We start from the raw sequence: 19,573 nt of genomic DNA, 5'->3' as shown, positions 1-19,573 counted from the left end.
GTAACATCATATTGGGAGCAGATAGATGAGTGCATCAGACGATATCCATAACACACTTTCCACAGGCAAATGTCCGTTTCACCAGGGCGGTGCCGACCGCAGCGCCGGCGCAGGAACAACCAGCCGCGACTGGTGGCCGAAACAGCTCCGCGTCGACCTGCTGAACCAGCACTCAAACCGCTCTAATCCGCTGGGCGACGATTTTGACTACCGCAATGAATTCAGCAAACTCGACTACTCTGCGCTGAAAGGCGATCTCAAAGCGCTGCTGACCGATTCACAGCCGTGGTGGCCTGCCGACTGGGGCAGCTACGTTGGCCTCTTTATTCGTATGGCATGGCACAGCGCCGGGACCTACCGCTCTATCGACGGTCGCGGCGGCGCGGGCCGGGGCCAGCAGCGTTTTGCCCCCCTTAACTCCTGGCCAGATAACGTCAGTCTCGACAAGGCGCGTCGTCTGCTGTGGCCGATCAAACAGAAATACGGCCAGAAAATCTCCTGGGCCGATCTCTTTATTCTCGCCGGTAACGTGGCGCTGGAGAACTCCGGCTTCCGCACCTTTGGTTTCGGTGCCGGGCGTGAAGACGTTTGGGAGCCGGATCTGGACGTTAACTGGGGCGATGAAAAAACCTGGCTGAAGCATCGCCACCCTGAAGCGCTGGCGAAAGCGCCCTTGGGCGCAACCGAGATGGGCCTGATCTACGTGAACCCGGAAGGTCCGGACCATAGCGGCGAGCCGATCTCTGCTGCTGCCGCCATTCGCGCTACCTTCGGCAATATGGGTATGAATGACGAAGAGACCGTGGCGCTGATTGCGGGCGGCCATACGCTGGGTAAAACCCACGGTGCGGCGGCGGCCACGCACGTTGATGTCGATCCCGAGGCTGCGCCTATTGAAGCGCAGGGCCTGGGCTGGAGCAGCAGCTACGGCAGCGGCAGCGGGGCGGATGCCATCACCTCCGGGCTGGAAGTAGTCTGGACGCAGACCCCGACCCAGTGGAGCAACTATTTCTTTGAGAACCTGTTCAAATACGAGTGGGTGCAGACCCGCAGCCCTGCCGGTGCGATCCAGTTCGAAGCGGTTGATGCTCCGGAAATTATCCCCGATCCTTTCGATCCGGCGAAAAAGCGTAAGCCCACCATGCTGGTGACCGATCTAACGCTGCGTTTTGATCCTGAGTTCGAGAAGATCTCCCGTCGCTTCCTGAACGATCCGCAGGCCTTCAACGAAGCCTTTGCCCGAGCCTGGTTCAAGCTGACGCACCGTGATATGGGGCCAAAAGCGCGCTACATCGGACCGGAAGTGCCGAAAGAAGATCTGATCTGGCAGGACCCGCTGCCGCAGGCGATCTTTAATCCTTCTCAGGAGGACATTGCCAGCCTGAAGGGCGAGATTGCCGCCTCTGGACTCTCGGTAAGCGAACTGGTGTCGGTGGCATGGGCCTCTGCCTCTACCTTCCGCGGTGGCGATAAGCGCGGCGGCGCGAACGGGGCGCGTTTAGCGCTGGCTCCGCAACGTGATTGGGACGTTAACGCGACGGCGACTCGTGCCCTGCCGGTTCTGGAGGCCATTCAGCGTACGGCAAACAAGGCCTCGCTGGCGGATATTATCGTTCTGGCCGGGGTTGTTGGCGTTGAGCTGGCGGCAAAAGAGGCGGGCGTGGCTATCGAAGTGCCGTTTGCCCCGGGTCGCGTGGATGCCCGTCAGGATCAGACCGACATCGAGATGTTCGAACTGATGAAGCCGATTGCCGACGGTTTCCGTAACTATCGCACGGCGCTCGACACCTCGACCACGGAGTCGCTGCTGATCGATAAAGCGCAGCAGCTAACGCTGACCGCGCCGGAAATGACGGCGCTGGTAGGTGGCCTGCGCGTGTTGGGGGCTAATTTTGATGGCAGCCAGCACGGCGTCTTTACCCAGCGTGTGGGCGTACTCAGCAATGACTTCTTCGTGAATCTGCTGGATATGCGCACCGAGTGGAAGGCGACCGATGATAGCTCTGAGCTGTTTGCGGGACGGGATCGCCTGAGTGGCGAGGTGAAATATACCGCTACCCGTGCCGATCTGGTATTTGGTTCTAACTCTATCCTGCGTGCGCTGGCGGAAGTCTACGCCAGCAATGACGGCCACGAGAGGTTTGTGAAAGCCTTCGTCGACGCCTGGGTGAAGGTGATGAATCTCGACCGCTTCGATCTGCGCTAAACGCTAAATATGAAAATCCCCGCTTGTGCGGGGATTTTTTTAGTGTGTAGGCCGGGTAAGCGCAGCGCCACCCGGCAGATCTGCTCTATTTAATGCGTTATATCTAACGGCAACGCATCGTAGTCGTGCAGAGCGTTTTTCTTGTACGGGTTACCAATCCAGCGCGTGGCCTGTACAAACTGCGGGCTGGTGATTGACCGTGTCGGGTCAAAGCCATCGTAGCGCAGCCCTGCCAAATCGGACCAGGTGTGGATCAGCTGCGAGCTGCTGTACTTGCGGTCGACGTCGGCGGTGAGGTCGCGCGGGTGCGCTTCCTGCCATGACGGCGAGGTCCACAGAATAAACGGGATAGTGTACATATGCCGCGTCGGGGCCTCTTCATTACGTCCCTGCATGTTATGCGGCGGCGTATCGTAGACCTCTTCTCCATGATCGGAGAAGTAGAGCAGGAAGCCGTTAGGATCGGTGGCTTTGTAGTCATTGATCAGGCTGGCCAGCACATGGTCATTGAAGCGGTTAGCATTGTCGTAGTCGTTATACGATGCCAGCTGCTCTGGGCTTAACCCTGCCGGGGCGCCCTCGGTTTTACCATCAAAGACGCTCCACTGTTCCGGATAGCGGTACTCATATTTGATATGCGTGCCCAGCAGATGCACGATGATGAACTTCTTCGGTGCAGGATCGGCCAGCACCTCTTTAAACGGCTCCAGCACGTTGGTGTCGTACTCGCGTGCGCTCTGGGTGCGCTGCTGGTTCATATAGAACTGCTTGTCTGTCTGCTGCGAGAACACCGTCAGCATGGTGTTGCGTTCGGTCATGGTCTGCTGGTTAGTGATCCAGAACGTCTTGTACCCGGCCTGCTTCATCAGGTTCATCAGCGACGGTTTTGTCAGGTAGAGATCCGGGTTTTTCTCGTCGGCAAAGGTCAGCGCCTGCTGCAGGATCTCAATGGTATAGGGGCGCGAGGTGACCACGTGGTTGAAGACCGTCAGGTTCTTGTCGGTTTTGTGCATCTTGTCCAGCTCCGGCGTGGTTTCACGCGGGTAGCCGTAGAGGCTCATATGGTTACGCTGCGTTGATTCACCAATCACCAGCACCAGCGTACGCGGCGCATTGCCGGAGCTATCCTGCAGGTTCGCCAGCGGCGGCAGGGCATTGTTGCTGTTTAATAGTTTCGTCAGGCTCGCCAACTGGTGGCGATACTCAACGTAGCCCGCCACAAACTGCCACGGCGCGGCAGGTTCAAGACGGCCTGAGAGGCTGATCAGCGCGCGTTTGACGCTCTTCTTCTGAACCAGCACCTTATGTGCGACTGGATTAATAATCAGCCCGTAGAGGATGGCAAAGCAGACCAGCCAGCGCCACGGCGTGGGGACCGTGACCGGACGCAGGCGCGTCCACAGGACGATCGCCACCGCCGTATAGCCCAGCGCCACCAGCACCAGCTTCAGGCTGAAGTACTGGCTCAGGAATTCGCTGGCCTCGCTGGTGTTGGACTCAAACATGACGTACAGAACGCTCTGGGAGAACTCCTGGCCGTAAATAACGTAATAGCCCAGCGCGGCGAGCGAGGGAAGCCACAGGATCACGCCGATGATGGCTGCCAACGTGCGGATCTGTCGGGGAAAGAGCAGCAGCGGAATAAGCCACAGAGAACTAAACAGCAGAGAGTCCCGCAGGCCCACGGAGCCGCTGTAGCCGGTAATAATAATGGCGACCTGCAGAACGGAAGAGAAGTAACAGACGTAGAGCAAGGCCCACAGTAAGGCCTTCCAGCTAAAAGCGGCATTCGCCGAAGAGGATGTAGAGAGCATAACAAAAACGTGCCTTATCAAAGTCGCTGGAGTAGCGCGCAAAGATTAAGCAGCGTTGCTTAAGTTAACCTTAACGAGGCGAGGGATAAGGCAAATAACCGCTTCCCCCACCGGATAGCGGGGGAAGCAGAGGAGGGCAGATTAACCGGTGTTACGCATACCGGCCGCGACGCCGGCGATGGTGACCATCAGCGCCTGCTCAACGCGAGGATCCGGCTCTCGCCCCTCCTCTTCCGCCTGGCGCGAGCGATGCAGCAGCTCGGCCTGCAGTACGTTGAGCGGATCGGTGTAGATGTTACGCAGCTGGATGGACTCGGCGATCCACGGCAGATCGGCCATCAGATGCGAGTCGTTGGCGATAGCCAGCACGGCTTTGATGTCATCTTCCAGCAGCTGGCGTAGTTCGCTGCCCAGCGGCCACAGCGCCTGTTTCACCAGGCGGCGGTCGTAGTAATCTGCCAGCCAGAGGTCGGCTTTGGCAAAGACCATCTCCAGCATGCCCAGACGGGTGGAGAAGAACGGCCAGTCGCGGCACATGGTTTCCAGATCGCTCTGTTTACCCTCTTTCATCACCTTTTGCAGTGCCGCACCCGCGCCTAACCAGGCCGGCAGCATCAGACGGTTCTGCGTCCAGGCAAAGATCCACGGAATTGCGCGCAGGGACTCTACGCCGCCGGTGGCACGACGTTTTGCCGGACGCGATCCGAGCGGCAGCTTGCCCAGCTCCTGCTCGGGCGTAGCGGAGCGGAAGTAGGGGACGAAATCTTCATTTTCACGTACGTAGCCGCGATACATCTCGCAGGAGATGTCTGACAGCTCGTCCATGATATGACGCCACTCCTCTTTTGGCTCCGGCGGCGGCAGCAGGTTAGCTTCCAGAATGGCGCTGGTGTAGAGCGACAGGCTGCTGACGGTAATTTCCGGCAGGCCGTACTTGAAGCGAATCATCTCACCCTGCTCGGTGACGCGCAGACCGCCTTTCAGGCTACCCGGCGGCTGGGAGAGCAGCGCCGCATGGGCCGGAGCGCCGCCGCGACCGATGGAGCCGCCGCGACCGTGGAACAGCGTCAGTTCAATGCCCGCTTTTTCACAGGTCTTGATTAGCGCATCCTGCGCCTGGTACTGCGCCCAGGAGGCCGCCATTACGCCCGCGTCTTTCGCCGAGTCGGAATAGCCGATCATGACCATCTGTTTGCCCTGAATAAAGCCGCGATACCAGTCGATATTCAGTAGCTGGGTCATCACGTCATTGGCATTGTTCAGGTCATCAAGGGTTTCGAACAGCGGCGCGACCGGCAGGGCAAAAGTGATCCCGGCCTCTTTCAGCAGCAGGTGCACGGCCAGCACGTCGGACGGGGTTTTCGCCATCGAGATGACGTAGGCGGCAACGGAGCCTTGCGGCGCATCAACGATCGCTTTACAGGTGTTGAGTACTTCACGGGTTTCGTTGCTTGGTTCCCAGCTACGCGGCAGCAGGGGACGCTTAGAGTTCAGTTCGCGGATCAGGAATGCCTGTTTGTCGGCTTCCGACCAGCTTTCATAGTCGCCAATACCGAGATAGCGGGTCAGCTCGCCCAGCGCTTCGGTGTGGCGGGTGCTCTCCTGGCGGACGTCGATACGCACCAGCGGCACGCCAAAACATTTCACGCGGCGCAGGGTATCCAGCAGTTCGCCGTTAGCGATAATGCCCATGCCGCAGGCCTGAAGTGATTTATAGCAGGCGTAGAGCGGCCCCCATAGCTGCTCGTTCTGGCTAATCAGGCCAGCCGGCTTCGGCAGACGCTGGCCCTTCAGGCGCGCTTCCAGCCAGGCCTGGGTCGCCATCAGCTGGCCGCGCAGCCCCTTCAGCAGGTAGCGGTACGGTTCGCTTGCCCCGGCTTCGCCAACCAGCTCGCTCAGCTCATCGGTACACTCCACCATCGACAGCTCGGAGATGAGCACCTGAATATCCTTCAGGAACAGATCGGTCGCTTTCCAGCGGCTCAGCAGCAGAACGTGGCGGGTGATCTCTGCGGTGACGTTCGGGTTGCCGTCGCGGTCGCCGCCCATCCAGGAGGTGAAGCGCACCGGAACGAAATCCACCGGCAGCTTATAGCCAAGGTTTTCGTCGAGCTGCTCGTTCAGCTCACGCAGGTAGTTCGGCACCCCTTCCCACAGGCTGTTTTCCACCACCGCAAAGCCCCACTTGGCCTCGTCAACCGGGCTGGGACGGTGCTTGCGGATCTCGTCAGTATGCCAGGACTGGGCAATCAGCTGGCGCAGACGGCGCATCAGCTGGTTGCGTTCATAATCAGCAATCTCTTTATTATCTAACTGTTTGAGGCAGTTGTTGACCTCTACCATCTTGTGGATCAGGGTCCGGCGGGTGATCTCTGTCGGATGGGCGGTGAGGACTAGCTCCAGCGACAGCGACTCCACCGCTTTTTTAATAATGCCTTCATTGAGATCGGGCTGATCCTTCAGCTTTCTAAGGGTGCGGGCGATCACTTCCGGGTTGCTGGCCGCTTCGCCCTGCGGCGAAATGCTGTGGTACTGCTCGGCGGTATTGGCCAGGTTCAGAAACTGGCTAAAGGCGCGGGCGACCGGCAGCAGCTCGTCATTCGACAGATTTTGCAGCGTGGTGAGCAGCTCCTGGCGGTTGGCTTCGTTGCCCGCCCGTGAGGATTTAGACAGCTTACGGATCGTTTCGACGCGATCGAGAATGTTCTCTCCCAGCGCCTCTTTGATGGTCTCTCCCAGCAGCTTGCCGAGCATACTGACATTACTACGCAAAGCGGAATATTGTTCGTTCATGTTAACCCAGACACCCCATCTCAATTATAAATGTCCTGTATCTGAAATCTGCCGGACATTTTTCTCAGTTGTCCTTTATAAAGCCACGTAAAAACCCGTGCGTCAATTGCGGCGAAATCGGTTCAGCAAACGAATAAATGTGCGTAATTTACGAAATTTAATTCGCTTTAAAGAAGATAAGTAGAACTTATGTTAACGACGACGTTTTACCCTCTCCCGTAGAAGAGGGTAGCGCATTTAGTGCCAGCAAAAGTGGTGCACGACCTGGGTAATTAGCTCCCGGGTGGGCTTGATAAAGCGCGTCTCCAGGTACTCATCCGGCTGGTGGGCCTGGTTGATTGAGCCGGGGCCGAGCACCAGAGTTGGGCAGAGCGTCTGGATAAACGGCGCTTCAGTGCAGTAGTTCACCACGTCGGTCTTGGTGCCGAGCAGCTTTTCCACCACCTGAACCAGCTGGTGATCCGGCGGGCATTCATAGCCCGGAATTGGTGGATGCAGCTCGGCGACGTTCAGACGTCCCGGCCAGCGTTCGCTCACCGGGGCCAGCGCGTCGTTTACCAGGCCGTTGAGATCGTTCAGCGTCATGCCCGGCAGGGGACGAATGTCCATGTGCAGCTCGCAGCAGGCGCAGATGCGGTTTGAGGCATCGCCGCCGTGCAGGCTGCCGAGGTTCAACGTCGGATAAGGTACGGTAAAGGCGTCAAAGTGATAGCGCTCTTTCAGAGAATCACGCAGCTGCATCAGGCGGCCAATGGCGTCGTGCATTAGTTCGATGGCGTTAACGCCGCGCGCCGGATCGCTGGAGTGGCCCGACTGGCCCAGCACCCGTACCGCCGTAGAGATATGGCCTTTGTGAGCACGGATCGGCTGCAGCGAGGTCGGCTCGCCAATGATCGCGCAGTCCGGACGAATGGCGGCGTTCTCAGAGAAGTAGCGCGCCCCCGCCATGCTGGTCTCTTCATCGGCGGTCGCCAGAATGTAGAGCGGCTTTTTCAGCTTGGTCACGTCCACGTCACGCAGCGCATCAAGAATAAAGGCGAAAAAGCCCTTCATGTCCGCCGTGCCGAGGCCGTAGAGTTTGTTATCGTGCTCGGTCAGGGTAAAGGGATCGCGGGTCCAGCGACCATCGTCGAAGGGCACCGTATCGGTATGCCCAGCCAGCAGCAGGCCGCCTGCGCCTTCGCCAATGCTGGCCAGCATGTTGAATTTGTTGCGCGTGTCGGGTACCGGCTGGATCTCTACGTTAAACCCGAGGTCGCCAAACCACCCGCCAAGCAGATTGATTAAAGACGCATTGCTCTGATCCAGCGATTCTTCCGTCGCGCTGATGGACGGCGTGGCTATCAGGGCGCGGTAGATCTCGATAAATGGCGGTAAATTCATTTTCATTGTTGACACACCTTAGGTCGTGATAGTATCAATATTCATGCAGTAAATGTGAATAAAAATACATTAACGTTGAGCATAAAGGAACCCGATGTTGAATACGCTGATTGTAGGCGCTAGCGGTTATGCGGGCGCAGAGCTTGTAAGCTACGTGAATCGCCATCCTCATATGACCATAACCGCTTTGACCGTGTCAGCGCAAAGCAATGATGCAGGAAAATTAATCTCCGATCTGCACCCGCAGCTGAAAGGCATTGTCGACCTGCCTCTGCAGCCGATGTCCGATATCAGTGAGTTTGTTGCGGGTGTTGACGTGGTATTCCTGGCGACCGCTCACGAGGTGAGTCACGACCTGGCCCCGCAGTTTTTAGCGGCAGGCTGTGTGGTGTTTGACCTCTCCGGCGCGTTCCGCGTTAACGATGCTGCGTTCTATGAAAAATTCTATGGCTTCACTCACCAGCACCCGCAGCTGCTTGAGCAGGCGGTGTACGGCCTGGCGGAGTGGAGCGCTGACAAACTGAAAGAGGCGCAGCTGGTGGCGGTACCGGGCTGCTACCCGACGGCGGCGCAGCTGTCGCTGAAGCCGCTGATCGACGCCGGGCTGCTGGATCTTAACCAGTGGCCGGTGATCAACGCCACCAGCGGCGTCAGCGGTGCCGGGCGCAAGGCGGCGATCTCAAACAGCTTCTGTGAAGTGAGCCTGCAGCCGTACGGCATCTTTAACCATCGCCATCATCCGGAAATTACGACTCATCTCGGTACGGATGTGATTTTTACCCCGCATCTGGGCAGCTTCCCGCGTGGGATCCTCGAAACCATTACCTGTCGCCTGAAGCCGGGCGTGACCAAAGAGCAGGTTGCGGGCACGTTCCTGCAGGCGTATGCCGATAAGCCGCTGGTACGTCTCTATGACAAAGGCGTTCCAGCGCTGAAAAACGTGGTCGGGCTACCGTTTTGTGACATCGGCTTTGCCGTGCAGGATGCGCATCTGATTATCGTCGCCGCAGAGGATAACCTACTCAAAGGCGCTGCCGCCCAGGCAATGCAGTGTGCAAATATTCGTTTCGGCTATCCTGAAACGCAGTCTCTTATTTAAGGTGTGATGATGAATCCATTAATTATCAAACTCGGTGGTGTACTGCTGGATAGCGAAGAGGCGCTGGCGCGTCTGTTTACCGCCCTGGTTAACTATCGTGAGTCGCATCAGCGTCCGCTGGTGATCGTTCACGGCGGCGGCTGCGTGGTCGATGAGCTGATGAAGCAGCTTAACCTGCCGGTGACCAAGAAAAATGGCCTGCGCGTCACGCCTGCCGACCAGATCGACATTATTACCGGCGCGCTGGCGGGTACCGCTAACAAAACGCTGCTGGCCTGGGCGAAGAAGCATAAGATTGCTTCGGTGGGCCTGTTCCTCGGCGACGGCGATAGCGTGAAGGTCACCCAGCTTGATGACGATCTGGGTCACGTGGGCCAGGCGCAGCCCGGTTCGCCTACGCTGATTAACACGCTGCTGGAAGGTGGCTTCCTGCCGGTCATCAGCTCTATCGGCGTGACCGACGATGGTCTGCTGATGAACGTCAACGCCGACCAGGCAGCGACGGCGCTGGCGGCAACGCTCGGCGCGGATCTGATCCTGCTCTCCGACGTGAGCGGCATTCTGGACGGTAAGGGCCAGCGCATCGCTGAGATGACGGCGGCGAAAGCCGAGCAGCTGATCGCTCAGGGCATTATTACCGATGGCATGATCGTCAAGGTCAACGCCGCGCTGGACGCCGCCCGCACGCTGGGCCGCCCGGTGGATATCGCCTCCTGGCGTCACGCGGAGCAACTTCCGGCGCTGTTCAACGGCACGCCGATTGGCACGCGTATTTTAGCGTAAACTTTTATTGAATGACCGTAGGCCGGGTAAGCGCAGCGCCACCCGGCGGAACTAACGTATAAAGGAACGATGTTATGGCACTTTGGGGTGGGCGTTTTACACAGGCAGCGGATCAGCGGTTCAAACAGTTCAACGACTCTTTGCGCTTCGACTACCGCCTGGCCGAGCAGGATATTGTCGGCTCTGTGGCCTGGTCCAAAGCGCTGGTAACGGTGGGCGTGCTGACCGCCGATGAGCAAGTACAGCTAGAAGAGGCGCTGAACAACCTGCTGGAAGAGGTGCGCCTTAACCCAGAGCAGATCCTCGAGAGCGACGCCGAAGACATCCATAGCTGGGTGGAAGGCAAGCTGATCGACAAAGTTGGCCCGCTGGGTAAAAAACTGCACACCGGCCGTAGCCGTAACGACCAGGTGGCGACCGATCTGAAACTGTGGTGTAAAGACACCGTGGCCGAGCTGCTGGCGGCAAACCGTCAGCTGCAGGGCGCGCTGGTCGAGACCGCACAGGCTAACCAGGATGCGGTGATGCCGGGCTATACCCACCTGCAGCGTGCGCAGCCGGTGACTTTTGCTCACTGGTGCCTGGCCTACGTTGAGATGTTAGCCCGTGATGAAAGCCGTCTGCAGGATGCCCTGAAGCGTCTGGACGTTAGCCCGCTGGGATGCGGCGCGCTGGCCGGAACGGCCTATGAGATCGACCGCGAGCAGCTGGCGGGCTGGCTGGGCTTTGCCAGCGCGACCCGCAACAGCCTCGATACCGTATCCGACCGCGACCACGTGCTGGAGCTGCTCTCTGACGCCTCTATCGGCATGGTACATCTGTCGCGCTTTGCCGAAGATCTTATCTTCTTCAACACCGGTGAAGCAGGCTTTGTTGAGCTCTCCGACCGTGTCACCTCCGGCTCCTCGCTGATGCCGCAGAAGAAAAACCCGGATGCGCTGGAGCTGATCCGGGGTAAATGCGGTCGCGTGCAGGGTGCCCTGACCGGCATGATGATGACCCTGAAAGGGCTGCCGCTGGCCTACAACAAAGATATGCAGGAAGACAAAGAGGGGCTGTTTGATGCTCTCGACACCTGGCTGGACTGCCTGCACATGGCCGCGCTGGTGCTGGACGGCATTCAGGTGAAACGTCCGCGCTGTCAGGAAGCGGCGCAGCAGGGCTACGCTAACGCTACCGAGCTGGCGGACTATCTGGTGGCGAAGGGCGTACCGTTCCGTGAAGCGCACCATATTGTGGGTGAAGCCGTTGTAGAGGCCATCGCCCAGGGTAAACCGCTGGAGGATCTGGCCCTGGCCGATCTGCAAAAATTCAGCAGCGTGATTGGCGACGACGTCTATCCGATCCTCTCCCTGCAATCCTGTCTGGATAAGCGTGCGGCGAAAGGCGGCGTATCGCCAACGCAGGTCGCCCAGGCCATTAACGACGCCAGAACGCGCCTGATTTAATCACGCTGTAGCCAGCGACGCCGGGCCTGGACCCGGCTTTTTTTTATACAAAAAATGGCCTGTGGAGCCAGAGAGTGCTTGATAGGGATAATCATTGATTGCTATTCTATCTATCGCCATGAACTATCGTGGCGCCGGAGGATGAATAATGAATATTCGTGATCTTGAATACCTGGTAGCGTTAGCCGAACACCGTCATTTCCGCCGGGCGGCCGACTCTTGCCACGTTAGCCAGCCCACGCTCAGCGGGCAGATCCGCAAGCTGGAAGATGAGCTGGGCGTGATGCTGCTGGAGCGCACCAGCCGCAAGGTGCTGTTTACCCAGGCTGGCCTGCTGCTGGTGGATCAGGCGCGCACGGTGCTGCGCGAGGTCAAAGTGCTCAAGGAGATGGCAAGCCAGCAGGGGGAGACCATGTCTGGACCGCTGCATATTGGCCTGATCCCGACCGTTGGACCCTACCTGCTGCCGCAGATTATTCCGCTGCTGCACCAAACTTTCCCTAAGCTAGAGATGTACCTGCATGAAGCGCAGACTCAACAGCTGCTGGCTCAGCTGGACAGCGGCAAGCTGGACTGTGCCATTCTGGCGCTGGTGAAAGAGAGCGAAGCCTTTATCGAAGTTCCGCTGTTTGATGAGCCGATGATGCTGGCGATCTATGAGGATCACCCGTGGGCGAACCGCGACCGCGTCCCGATGGCCGATCTGGCGGGTGAAAAGCTGCTGATGCTGGAGGATGGCCACTGCCTGCGCGATCAGGCGATGGGCTTCTGCTTTGAGGCAGGCGCTGACGAAGATACCCACTTCCGTGCCACCAGCCTTGAAACGCTGCGTAACATGGTAGCTGCCGGTAGCGGCATTACCCTGCTGCCTGCGCTGGCCGTGCCCTCTGAACGCAAGCGCGACGGGGTTATCTACCTGCCGTGCATCAAGCCGGAGCCGAAGCGCACCATCGGTCTGGTCTACCGTCCGGGATCGCCGCTGCGCAGCCGCTATGAGCAGCTGGCTGAGGCCATCCGTACTACAATGGATGGCCATTTCGACAGAGCGTTAAAAGAGGCGGTTTAAGCCATTTAGTGCCGCTACCCGATAGGCTTCCGCCATAGTCGGGTAGTTAAAGGTGGTGTTAACGAAGTACTCGATGGTGTTACCGCCGCCTTTCTGCTCCATAATCGCCTGGCCGATGTGAATAATTTCAGCCGCGCGCTCGCCAAAGCAGTGGATCCCCAAAATCTCTTTCGTCTCGCGGTGGAACAGAATCTTCAGCGTACCGACGCTCATCCCGACAATCTGCGCCCGCGCCAGGTGCTTAAACTGCGCCCGACCCACTTCGTAGGGCACCTTCATTGCCGTCAGCTGCTGCTCTGTTTTACCAACCGAGCTGATCTCCGGAATGGTGTAGATCCCGGTGGGGATATCTTCCACCAGATGCGCCGTTGCTTCACCTTTAACCATCGCCTGAGCTGCAATGCGTCCCTGATCGTAGGCGGCAGAGGCCAGGCTTGGGTAGCCGATGACATCGCCCACGGCGTAGATATGCGGCTGTGCGGTCTGGTACATGCTGTTGACCTTCAACAGCCCGCGACCGTCGGCCTCCAGGCCAACGTTGGCCAGCTGCAGGCTATCGGTGTTGCCGGTGCGTCCGTTGGCGTAGAGCAGGCAGTCGGCCTTAAGCTTTTTGCCTGATTTCAGGTGCATAATCACCCCGTCGTCCGTGCCCTCAATCTGCTCATACTCTTCGTTGTGGCGTATCACCACGCCGTTATTCCAGAAGTGGTAGGAGAGCGAGTCCGACATCTCCTGGTCAAGAAACGCCAGCAGGCGGTCGCGGGTGTTGATCAGATCGACTTTGACATCCATTCCTCGAAAGATCGACGCATACTCACAGCCAATCACCCCGGCACCATAGATGATCACGTGGCGTGGCTCATGCTGCATGCTGAGGATTGAGTCGCTGTCATAGACGCGAGGATGGGCAAAATCGACATCTGCCGGATGGTAGGGGCGAGAGCCGCAGGCGATAACAAACTTCTCCGCTGTCAGCGTCTCTACCGTACCGTCATGGCACTCCAGCGCCAGCGTATGCGCATCAACAAAGTGGGCGTCGCCCTGCAGAATTTCACAGCGGTTACGCTCATAAAATCCCTGGCGCATTCGCGTCTGCTGATTGATCACGCTGTCGGCATGGTTAAGGATGTCGGCAAAGGAGGAACGGAGAAGGCGGGAGTGGTCACTGTACAGAGGGTTTTGATTAAATTCGATAATACGGCTGACCGCGTGGCGAAGCGCCTTCGAAGGGATGGTGCCCCAGTGGGTGCATCCGCCGCCCACGTTATGGTATCGCTCAAGAACGGCGACTTTGGCACCTTGTTTTACCAGCCCCATAGCAGCGCCTTCGCCACCGGGACCGGAACCTATCACTATTGCATCGTAATCGTAAGTGTGTGGCATGGTAGGGCTTACCTGTTCTTATACATAAAAACAACATAATAGTAACATCGTTAAGGGGATAACCCAATTATCGCTCTGTTTTTTTGCCGTACTATTTTTTTATTCTGCTTTCGCCCGTAGTGACGTCATTAAAGGTGCAACAGCATGTAAACAATCATTCACAAAGCCAGGCAAACCGATTAGCTTATCTCTGGTATAGTGCCAGCAGGCCTTTGGAAGGATTCAGACATCGTGATGGGCGTTAGAGCGCAACAAAAAGAACGAACCCGGCGTTCGCTGGTGGAAGCGGCATTTAGTCAGCTAAGCGCTGAGCGTAGTTTTGCCAGCCTGAGTCTGCGCGAAGTGGCGCGCGAGGCGGGCATTGCCCCAACGTCATTCTATCGCCATTTCCGCGATGTGGATGAGCTTGGCCTGACGATGGTCGACGAGAGCGGCCTGATGCTGCGCCAGCTGATGCGCCAGGCGCGCCAGCGTATTGCCAAAGGCGGTAGCGTGATCCGCACCTCCGTCTCCACCTTTATGGAGTTTATCGGCAATAACCCCAACGCGTTTCGTCTGCTGCTGCGCGAACGTTCAGGCACCTCCAGCGCTTTTCGCGCCGCCGTTGCCCGTGAGATCCAGCACTTTATCGCGGAACTCGCCGACTATCTGGAAATCGAAAGCCATATGCCGCGGGCGTTCACCGAGGCCCAGGCCGAAGCGATGGTCACTATTGTATTCAGCGCTGGCGCAGAAGCGCTGGACGTGGGTCCAGAGCAGCGCCGCCAGCTGGAAGAGCGCCTGGTGCTGCAATTGAGGATGATTTCGAAGGGCGCGTACTACTGGTATCGCCGTGAGCAGGAAAGAATGTCGCATCAACCCGATGAGTGAAGGACGAGTAATGAAACAGTCAGGTCAAGATAAAGGTACGTTGCTGCTGGCGCTGATCGCTGGCTTATCGATTAACGGTACGTTTACGGCGATTTTCAGCTCAATCGTGCCGTTTTCGCTGTTCCCGGTTATCTCTCTGGTGCTGGCGGTCTACTGCCTGCATCAGCGCTATCAAAATCGCACCATGCCGCTGGGGCTGCCAGCGCTGGCCGCCGCCTGCTTTATTTTAGGCGTGCTGCTCTACAGTGCGGTGGTACGGGCCGAGTATCCGGCCATTGGCTCTAACTTTGTTCCTGCCGTGCTGTCGGTGGTGCTGGTATTCTGGATTGGCTACCGCCTGCGTAACCGCAAGCATGAGCTGACGGAATAGATAAGCACGTAGGCCGGATAAGCGTAGCGCCATCCGGCGTTTTCGGCGGGTGGCAGGGTTATTTTCTGGTCAGCAGCACCCCGCACTCCATATGGTGCGTGTAGGGGAACTGATCGAACAGCGCCAGGCGTTCCACCTGATGCGTCTGGCTGAAGGTCTCCAGGTTCTGGCACAGCGTCTCCGGGTTGCAGGAGATGTACAGAATACGCGGATAGGCCTGCACCATCTTCTCTGTTTCGCTATCCAGCCCGCTGCGCGGCGGATCGACAAAAATCGTCTCGCAGCGATAGCCCTTCAGGTCGACACCCTGCAGGCGATTAAACTCACGTACCCCGTTCATCGCCTGGGTAAACTCCTCTGCCGCCATGCGGATAATCTGCACGTTATCGATCTGGTTGGCCGCGATGTTGTACTGCGCCGCCGCCACCGACGGCTTGGCGATTTCGGTCGCCAGCACACGGTCGAAGTTGCGCGCCAGCGCCAGGGAGAAGTTGCCGTTGCCACAGTAAAGCTCCAGCAGGTCACCGGTTGAATCGGTGGTCACGTCCAGCGCCCACTCCAGCATCTGGATGTTCATCGCTGCGTTAGGCTGGGTAAAGCTGTTCTCGACCTGACGGTAGATCATCTCCCGGCCCGCCACCGGCAGGCGCTCATCAACATAATCTTGATCCAGCATGACCTTGGTTTTGGTCGCCCGGCCAATGATATGCACGTTTAAACCCTGTTCGCGCAGCGCATCACGCAGCGCCTGCGCCTCGGCCTGCCACGCCTCGTCCAGCTTTTTATGGTACAGCAGCGTCACGATGGCCTGACCGCTAAGGGTGCTCAGGTAATCGATCTGGAACAGCTTGAAGCGCAGGACATTATTACCCCGTACGCTGTCCATTATTGCAGCCATTAACTGGTTGATCAGCGCGCTGGCGGCTGGGAAACTATCCACGCGGATCCGACTTTTGGTCTGCTGATCGAAGATGATGTGGTACAGATCATCTCCGTCGTGCCAGATACGAAACTCGGCCCGCATCCGGTAATGACTAACAGGAGAACGAAACACCTCCGGCGCAGGCGCGGAAAATGGCGTCATCATCTTTTGCAGACGGACCACTTTTTCGTCCAGCTGAGCGTCGTACTGTTCTATCGGAAGGTGTTCGGGGGTCATGATGCGTCCTGAGTGAAAATAGATTACGCGGGGATTGTAGGGATTGTGCGCGTATTGTCCAGCCCCGACGTTTTGCGTTTTCTTATCTTAGCAGTCTGGACATCTATAACTACCTACAGGTAGCATCCACGCTCCGGTCCTGTGAGTTAAAAGGGAATCCAGTGAAAATCTGGGGCTGACGCGCAGCGGTAAGGAGAGTTGGAGTGATAGCGAAAGCAGACACTGCTGCAAGGCGGGAAGTCATCACTCCGGAAAATCTCCAAGCCCGAAGACCTGCCGGTATACGTCGCACTTGGCTCATATCATCGCGTGCTATTGATGGGGCCTGCGGCATCCTTCTTATATTGTGGATGCTTTTACAATGATAAAAAAAGCTTCGCTGATGACGGCGCTCTCCGTCACGGCATTTTCCGGCTGGGCGCAGGACAGCAATCCGGACACGTTGGTCATCACCGCAAACCGTTTTCAGCAACCGGTAAAAACGGTACTGGCGCCGGTCAGCATTGTCACCCGCCAGGATATCGATCGCTGGCAGTCAACCTCCTTAACCGATGTGATGCGTCGTCTGCCTGGGGTAGATATCTCACAGAGCGGCGGTATGGGGCAGACCTCCTCTCTCTTCATTCGCGGTACTAACTCCAGCCACGTGCTGATTCTGGTCGATGGCGTGCGTCTCAACCAGGCCGGCGTTAGCGGCTCGTCCGATCTCAGCCAGTTCCCGCTGGCGCTGGTGCAGCGTATTGAGTACATCCGTGGCCCGCGTTCAGCAGTGTACGGCTCCGACGCTATCGGTGGGGTGGTGAATATCATCACTACACGCGAGAAAATCGGCACGACGCTGTCGGCTGGCATCGGGTCGAAAGGCTACCAGAACTACGAAGCCAGCACGCAGCAGGATCTGGGCGACAGCACCCGCGTGACGCTGGCAGGTGACTACACCTATACCAAAGGCTTTGATATCGGCGCGGAAGGAAACACCGGCGGCCTGGCGCAGCCCGATCGCGACGGGTTTATGAGTAAAACGCTGTATGGCGCGCTGGAGCATAGCTTCTCTGAAGAGTGGAGCGGCTTCGTGCGCGGCTACGGCTATGACAACCGCACCGACTACGATGGCAGTGCTTACACGCCAGGCGTGCTGGTAGATACACGTCAGCTCTACAGCCAGACCTGGGACGCAGGGCTGCGCTTTAACCGCGATATCTTCCGCTCTCAGTTGCTGACCAGCTATGGCCACAGTAAGGATTTCAACTACGATCCGCACCTCGGCCGCTACGACTCCAGCGCCACGCTGGATGAGATCAAACAGTACAACGTACAGTGGGCAAATACCGTTGATGTCGGCCAGGGCAACATTGGCGCAGGTATCGACTGGCAGAAGCAGAGCACCGAACCGGGAACCAACTATGTCGAAGAGGGCTATGACCAGCGCAACACTGGCGTCTATCTGACCGGACTGCAGCAGCTGGGTGACTTTACGCTGGAAGGCGCGGTGCGTAGTGATGATAACTCGCAGTTTGGCCGTCACGGCACCTGGCAGAGCAGTGCGGGCTGGGAGTTTATTGAGGGCTATCGCTTCATCGCCTCCTACGGCACGGCGTATAAAGCACCTAACCTCGGCCAGCTCTATGGCTTCTATGGTAATGACGATCTCAACCCGGAAGAGAGCAAGCAGTGGGAAGGGGCCTTTGAAGGCCTGACGGCGGGCGTGAACTGGCGCGTCTCTGGCTACCGTAACGACGTAGATAACCTGATTGACTATGACGATCAGGCGATGAAGTACTATAACGTAGGCAAGGCACGTATCAAAGGCGTGGAAGCAACGGCATCCTTCGATACCGGCCCGCTGGAACACAGCCTGAGCTACGACTACGTCGATTCGCGTAATGCGCTTACTGACGAGCCGCTGGCACGCCGTGCGAAGCAGCAGGTGAAGTATCAGCTCGACTGGCAGATCTACGATCTGGACTGGAGCGTAACCTATCACTATCTGGGCACGCGCTACGATACGGACTACACCACCTATCAGACGGTGAAGATGGGCGGCGTCAGTTTATGGGATGCAGCTGTGTCGTATCCAATCACCTCACAGTTCACCGTTCGTGGTAAAATAGCTAACCTGTTCGATAAAGATTACGAGACAGTTTATGGCTACCATACTGCAGGACGAGAATACACCGTCTCTGGCAGCTACACCTTCTGATCCAAGGCCCACCGTGCTGGTGTTTGACTCCGGCGTCGGCGGGCTATCCGTCTATGATGAGATCCGGCATCTCCTGCCGGACCTCCATTATATCTATGCGTTTGATAACGTTGCTTTCCCCTACGGGGAGAAATCAGAGGCGTTTATCGTTGAGCGCGTGGTAGAGATTGTTACCGCCGTTCAGGCGCGCTATCCGCTCTCTCTGGCGGTGATTGCCTGTAATACTGCCAGCACCGTCTCGCTTCCTGCCCTGCGCGAGAAGTTCGGCTTCCCGGTGGTGGGCGTAGTGCCCGCCATTAAGCCTGCGGCACGCCTCACCGCCAACCGCGTCGTTGGCCTGTTGGCAACCCGCGGTACGGTAAAGCGTCCTTATACGCACGAGCTTATTCAGCGTTTTGCTAATGAGTGCCATTTTGAACTGCTGGGCTCGTCTGAACTGGTAGAGATAGCTGAGGCGAAGCTGCATGGTGAACCGGTCTCCCTCGACAGGCTGCGCCGTATTCTTCGCCCGTGGTTACGGATGGCGGAGCCGCCGGATACCGTTGTGCTTGGCTGTACCCATTTTCCGCTTCTTCATGAGGAGCTGCTGCAGGTGTTGCCGGAAGGAACCCGACTGGTGGATTCCGGGGCGGCGATTGCCCGCCGAACGGCATGGCTTCTTGAGCACGACGCGCCCGATGCGAAATCTTCCGATGAAAATATCGCATATTGCATGGACGTGACGCCGGAGACTGTACAGTTACTGCCCGTTTTACAGCGATACGGCTTTAAATCGCTCGAAAAACTGGCAATGGACAGCGGGTTTGCACAAAAAAGAGACGCTTGAAAGATTTTTTAAAATTAGGGGTTGTCAGCCCGGAATAACTCCCTATAATGCGCCACCACTGACACGGAACAACGGCGAATAAGCCGGCCGGTCAGCGAGGCGCCTCCGGGCACTTCGGCAGAGAAAAGCGAAAATAAACGCTTGACTCTGAATGAGGAAAGCGTAATATACGC

At 57.7% G+C, this 19,573-nt stretch carries 14 protein-coding genes and 1 riboswitch; of the genes, 9 read left to right on the top strand and 5 right to left on the bottom strand.

Features of this window, described 5'->3' with window-relative positions; genetic code table 11:
* Window positions 1–25: 25 nt before the first annotated feature.
* Complete coding sequence (katG, locus tag RTX96_RS17990; protein ID WP_312671717.1) at window positions 26–2,206, top strand: catalase/peroxidase HPI; 2,181 nt, start codon at window positions 26–28, stop codon at window positions 2,204–2,206.
* Between the two features lie 89 nt (window positions 2,207–2,295).
* On the opposite strand, the gene RTX96_RS17985 is transcribed toward katG, so the two are convergent.
* The 3 genes from RTX96_RS17985 to argE all read right to left on the bottom strand — a co-directional run bounded on the left by RTX96_RS17985 (window position 2,296) and on the right by argE (window position 8,202).
* Entirely contained in the window at window positions 2,296–4,020 is a 1,725-nt protein-coding gene (locus tag RTX96_RS17985; RefSeq protein ID WP_312671716.1) for a phosphoethanolamine transferase CptA, read from the bottom strand.
* Window positions 4,021–4,161: 141 nt separating this feature from the next.
* Entirely contained in the window at window positions 4,162–6,813 is a 2,652-nt protein-coding gene (gene ppc, locus RTX96_RS17980) for a phosphoenolpyruvate carboxylase (RefSeq protein WP_312671715.1), read from the bottom strand.
* Between the two features lie 237 nt (window positions 6,814–7,050).
* Complete coding sequence (gene argE, locus RTX96_RS17975) at window positions 7,051–8,202, bottom strand: acetylornithine deacetylase (protein WP_312269569.1); 1,152 nt, start codon at window positions 8,200–8,202, stop codon at window positions 7,051–7,053.
* Window positions 8,203–8,290: 88 nt separating this feature from the next.
* On the opposite strand from argE, the gene argC reads away from it, so the two are divergent.
* The 4 genes from argC to oxyR all read left to right on the top strand — a co-directional run bounded on the left by argC (window position 8,291) and on the right by oxyR (window position 12,592).
* Entirely contained in the window at window positions 8,291–9,295 is a 1,005-nt protein-coding gene (gene argC, locus RTX96_RS17970; protein ID WP_103821655.1) for an N-acetyl-gamma-glutamyl-phosphate reductase, read from the top strand.
* Window positions 9,296–9,301: 6 nt separating this feature from the next.
* The gene (argB, locus tag RTX96_RS17965) at window positions 9,302–10,078 is read left to right on the top strand and encodes an acetylglutamate kinase (RefSeq protein ID WP_103821654.1); all 777 of its coding nucleotides are present in this window, start codon (window positions 9,302–9,304) and stop codon (window positions 10,076–10,078) included.
* A 74-nt stretch (window positions 10,079–10,152) separates the two neighbouring features.
* A complete protein-coding gene (gene argH / locus RTX96_RS17960; RefSeq protein ID WP_312671714.1) occupies window positions 10,153–11,526 on the top strand; it encodes an argininosuccinate lyase in 1,374 nt (457 codons plus the stop codon).
* Between the two features lie 148 nt (window positions 11,527–11,674).
* The gene (gene oxyR / locus RTX96_RS17955; protein ID WP_103821652.1) at window positions 11,675–12,592 is read left to right on the top strand and encodes a DNA-binding transcriptional regulator OxyR; all 918 of its coding nucleotides are present in this window, start codon (window positions 11,675–11,677) and stop codon (window positions 12,590–12,592) included.
* Here the strand turns inward: oxyR and sthA are convergent.
* On the bottom strand, window positions 12,575–13,975 hold the full coding sequence (sthA, locus tag RTX96_RS17950) for a Si-specific NAD(P)(+) transhydrogenase (RefSeq protein ID WP_312671713.1): 1,401 nt from the start codon (window positions 13,973–13,975) through the stop codon (window positions 12,575–12,577). The genes oxyR and sthA overlap by 18 nt on opposite strands.
* Before the next feature lie 231 nt (window positions 13,976–14,206).
* On the opposite strand from sthA, the gene fabR reads away from it, so the two are divergent.
* Window positions 14,207–14,845, top strand: coding sequence for an HTH-type transcriptional repressor FabR (gene fabR / locus RTX96_RS17945; RefSeq protein ID WP_141092983.1), 639 nt, complete (start codon window positions 14,207–14,209; stop codon window positions 14,843–14,845).
* Window positions 14,846–14,855: 10 nt separating this feature from the next.
* Window positions 14,856–15,215, top strand: coding sequence for a YijD family membrane protein (locus tag RTX96_RS17940; RefSeq protein WP_103821649.1), 360 nt, complete (start codon window positions 14,856–14,858; stop codon window positions 15,213–15,215).
* Window positions 15,216–15,273: 58 nt separating this feature from the next.
* On the opposite strand, the gene trmA is transcribed toward RTX96_RS17940, so the two are convergent.
* Window positions 15,274–16,374 (bottom strand): tRNA (uridine(54)-C5)-methyltransferase TrmA, encoded by a 1,101-nt coding sequence (gene trmA / locus RTX96_RS17935; RefSeq protein WP_312270059.1) that lies wholly within the window; start codon window positions 16,372–16,374, stop codon window positions 15,274–15,276.
* A gap of 117 nt (window positions 16,375–16,491) precedes the next feature.
* Window positions 16,492–16,670, top strand: a riboswitch (cobalamin riboswitch).
* A 65-nt stretch (window positions 16,671–16,735) separates the two neighbouring features.
* Between trmA and btuB the strand changes: the two genes are divergently transcribed.
* Window positions 16,736–18,574: a TonB-dependent vitamin B12 receptor BtuB gene (gene btuB, locus RTX96_RS17930; RefSeq protein ID WP_312671712.1), complete on the top strand. Its 1,839-nt coding sequence runs from the start codon at window positions 16,736–16,738 to the stop codon at window positions 18,572–18,574.
* Window positions 18,519–19,400 carry a glutamate racemase gene (gene murI / locus RTX96_RS17925; protein ID WP_103821646.1) on the top strand — a complete coding sequence of 294 codons (882 nt, stop codon included), beginning with the start codon at window positions 18,519–18,521 and terminating at the stop codon, window positions 19,398–19,400. The genes btuB and murI overlap by 56 nt, the downstream gene beginning before the upstream one ends.
* Window positions 19,401–19,573: the final 173 nt, after the last annotated feature.

Origin of the sequence: Pseudescherichia sp., assembly GCF_032052675.1 — a bacterium.
Classification (GTDB): domain Bacteria; phylum Pseudomonadota; class Gammaproteobacteria; order Enterobacterales; family Enterobacteriaceae; genus Pseudescherichia.
The sequence above is the reverse complement of the archived record's forward strand: the minus strand, read 5'-3'. Positions and strand labels throughout refer to the sequence as shown.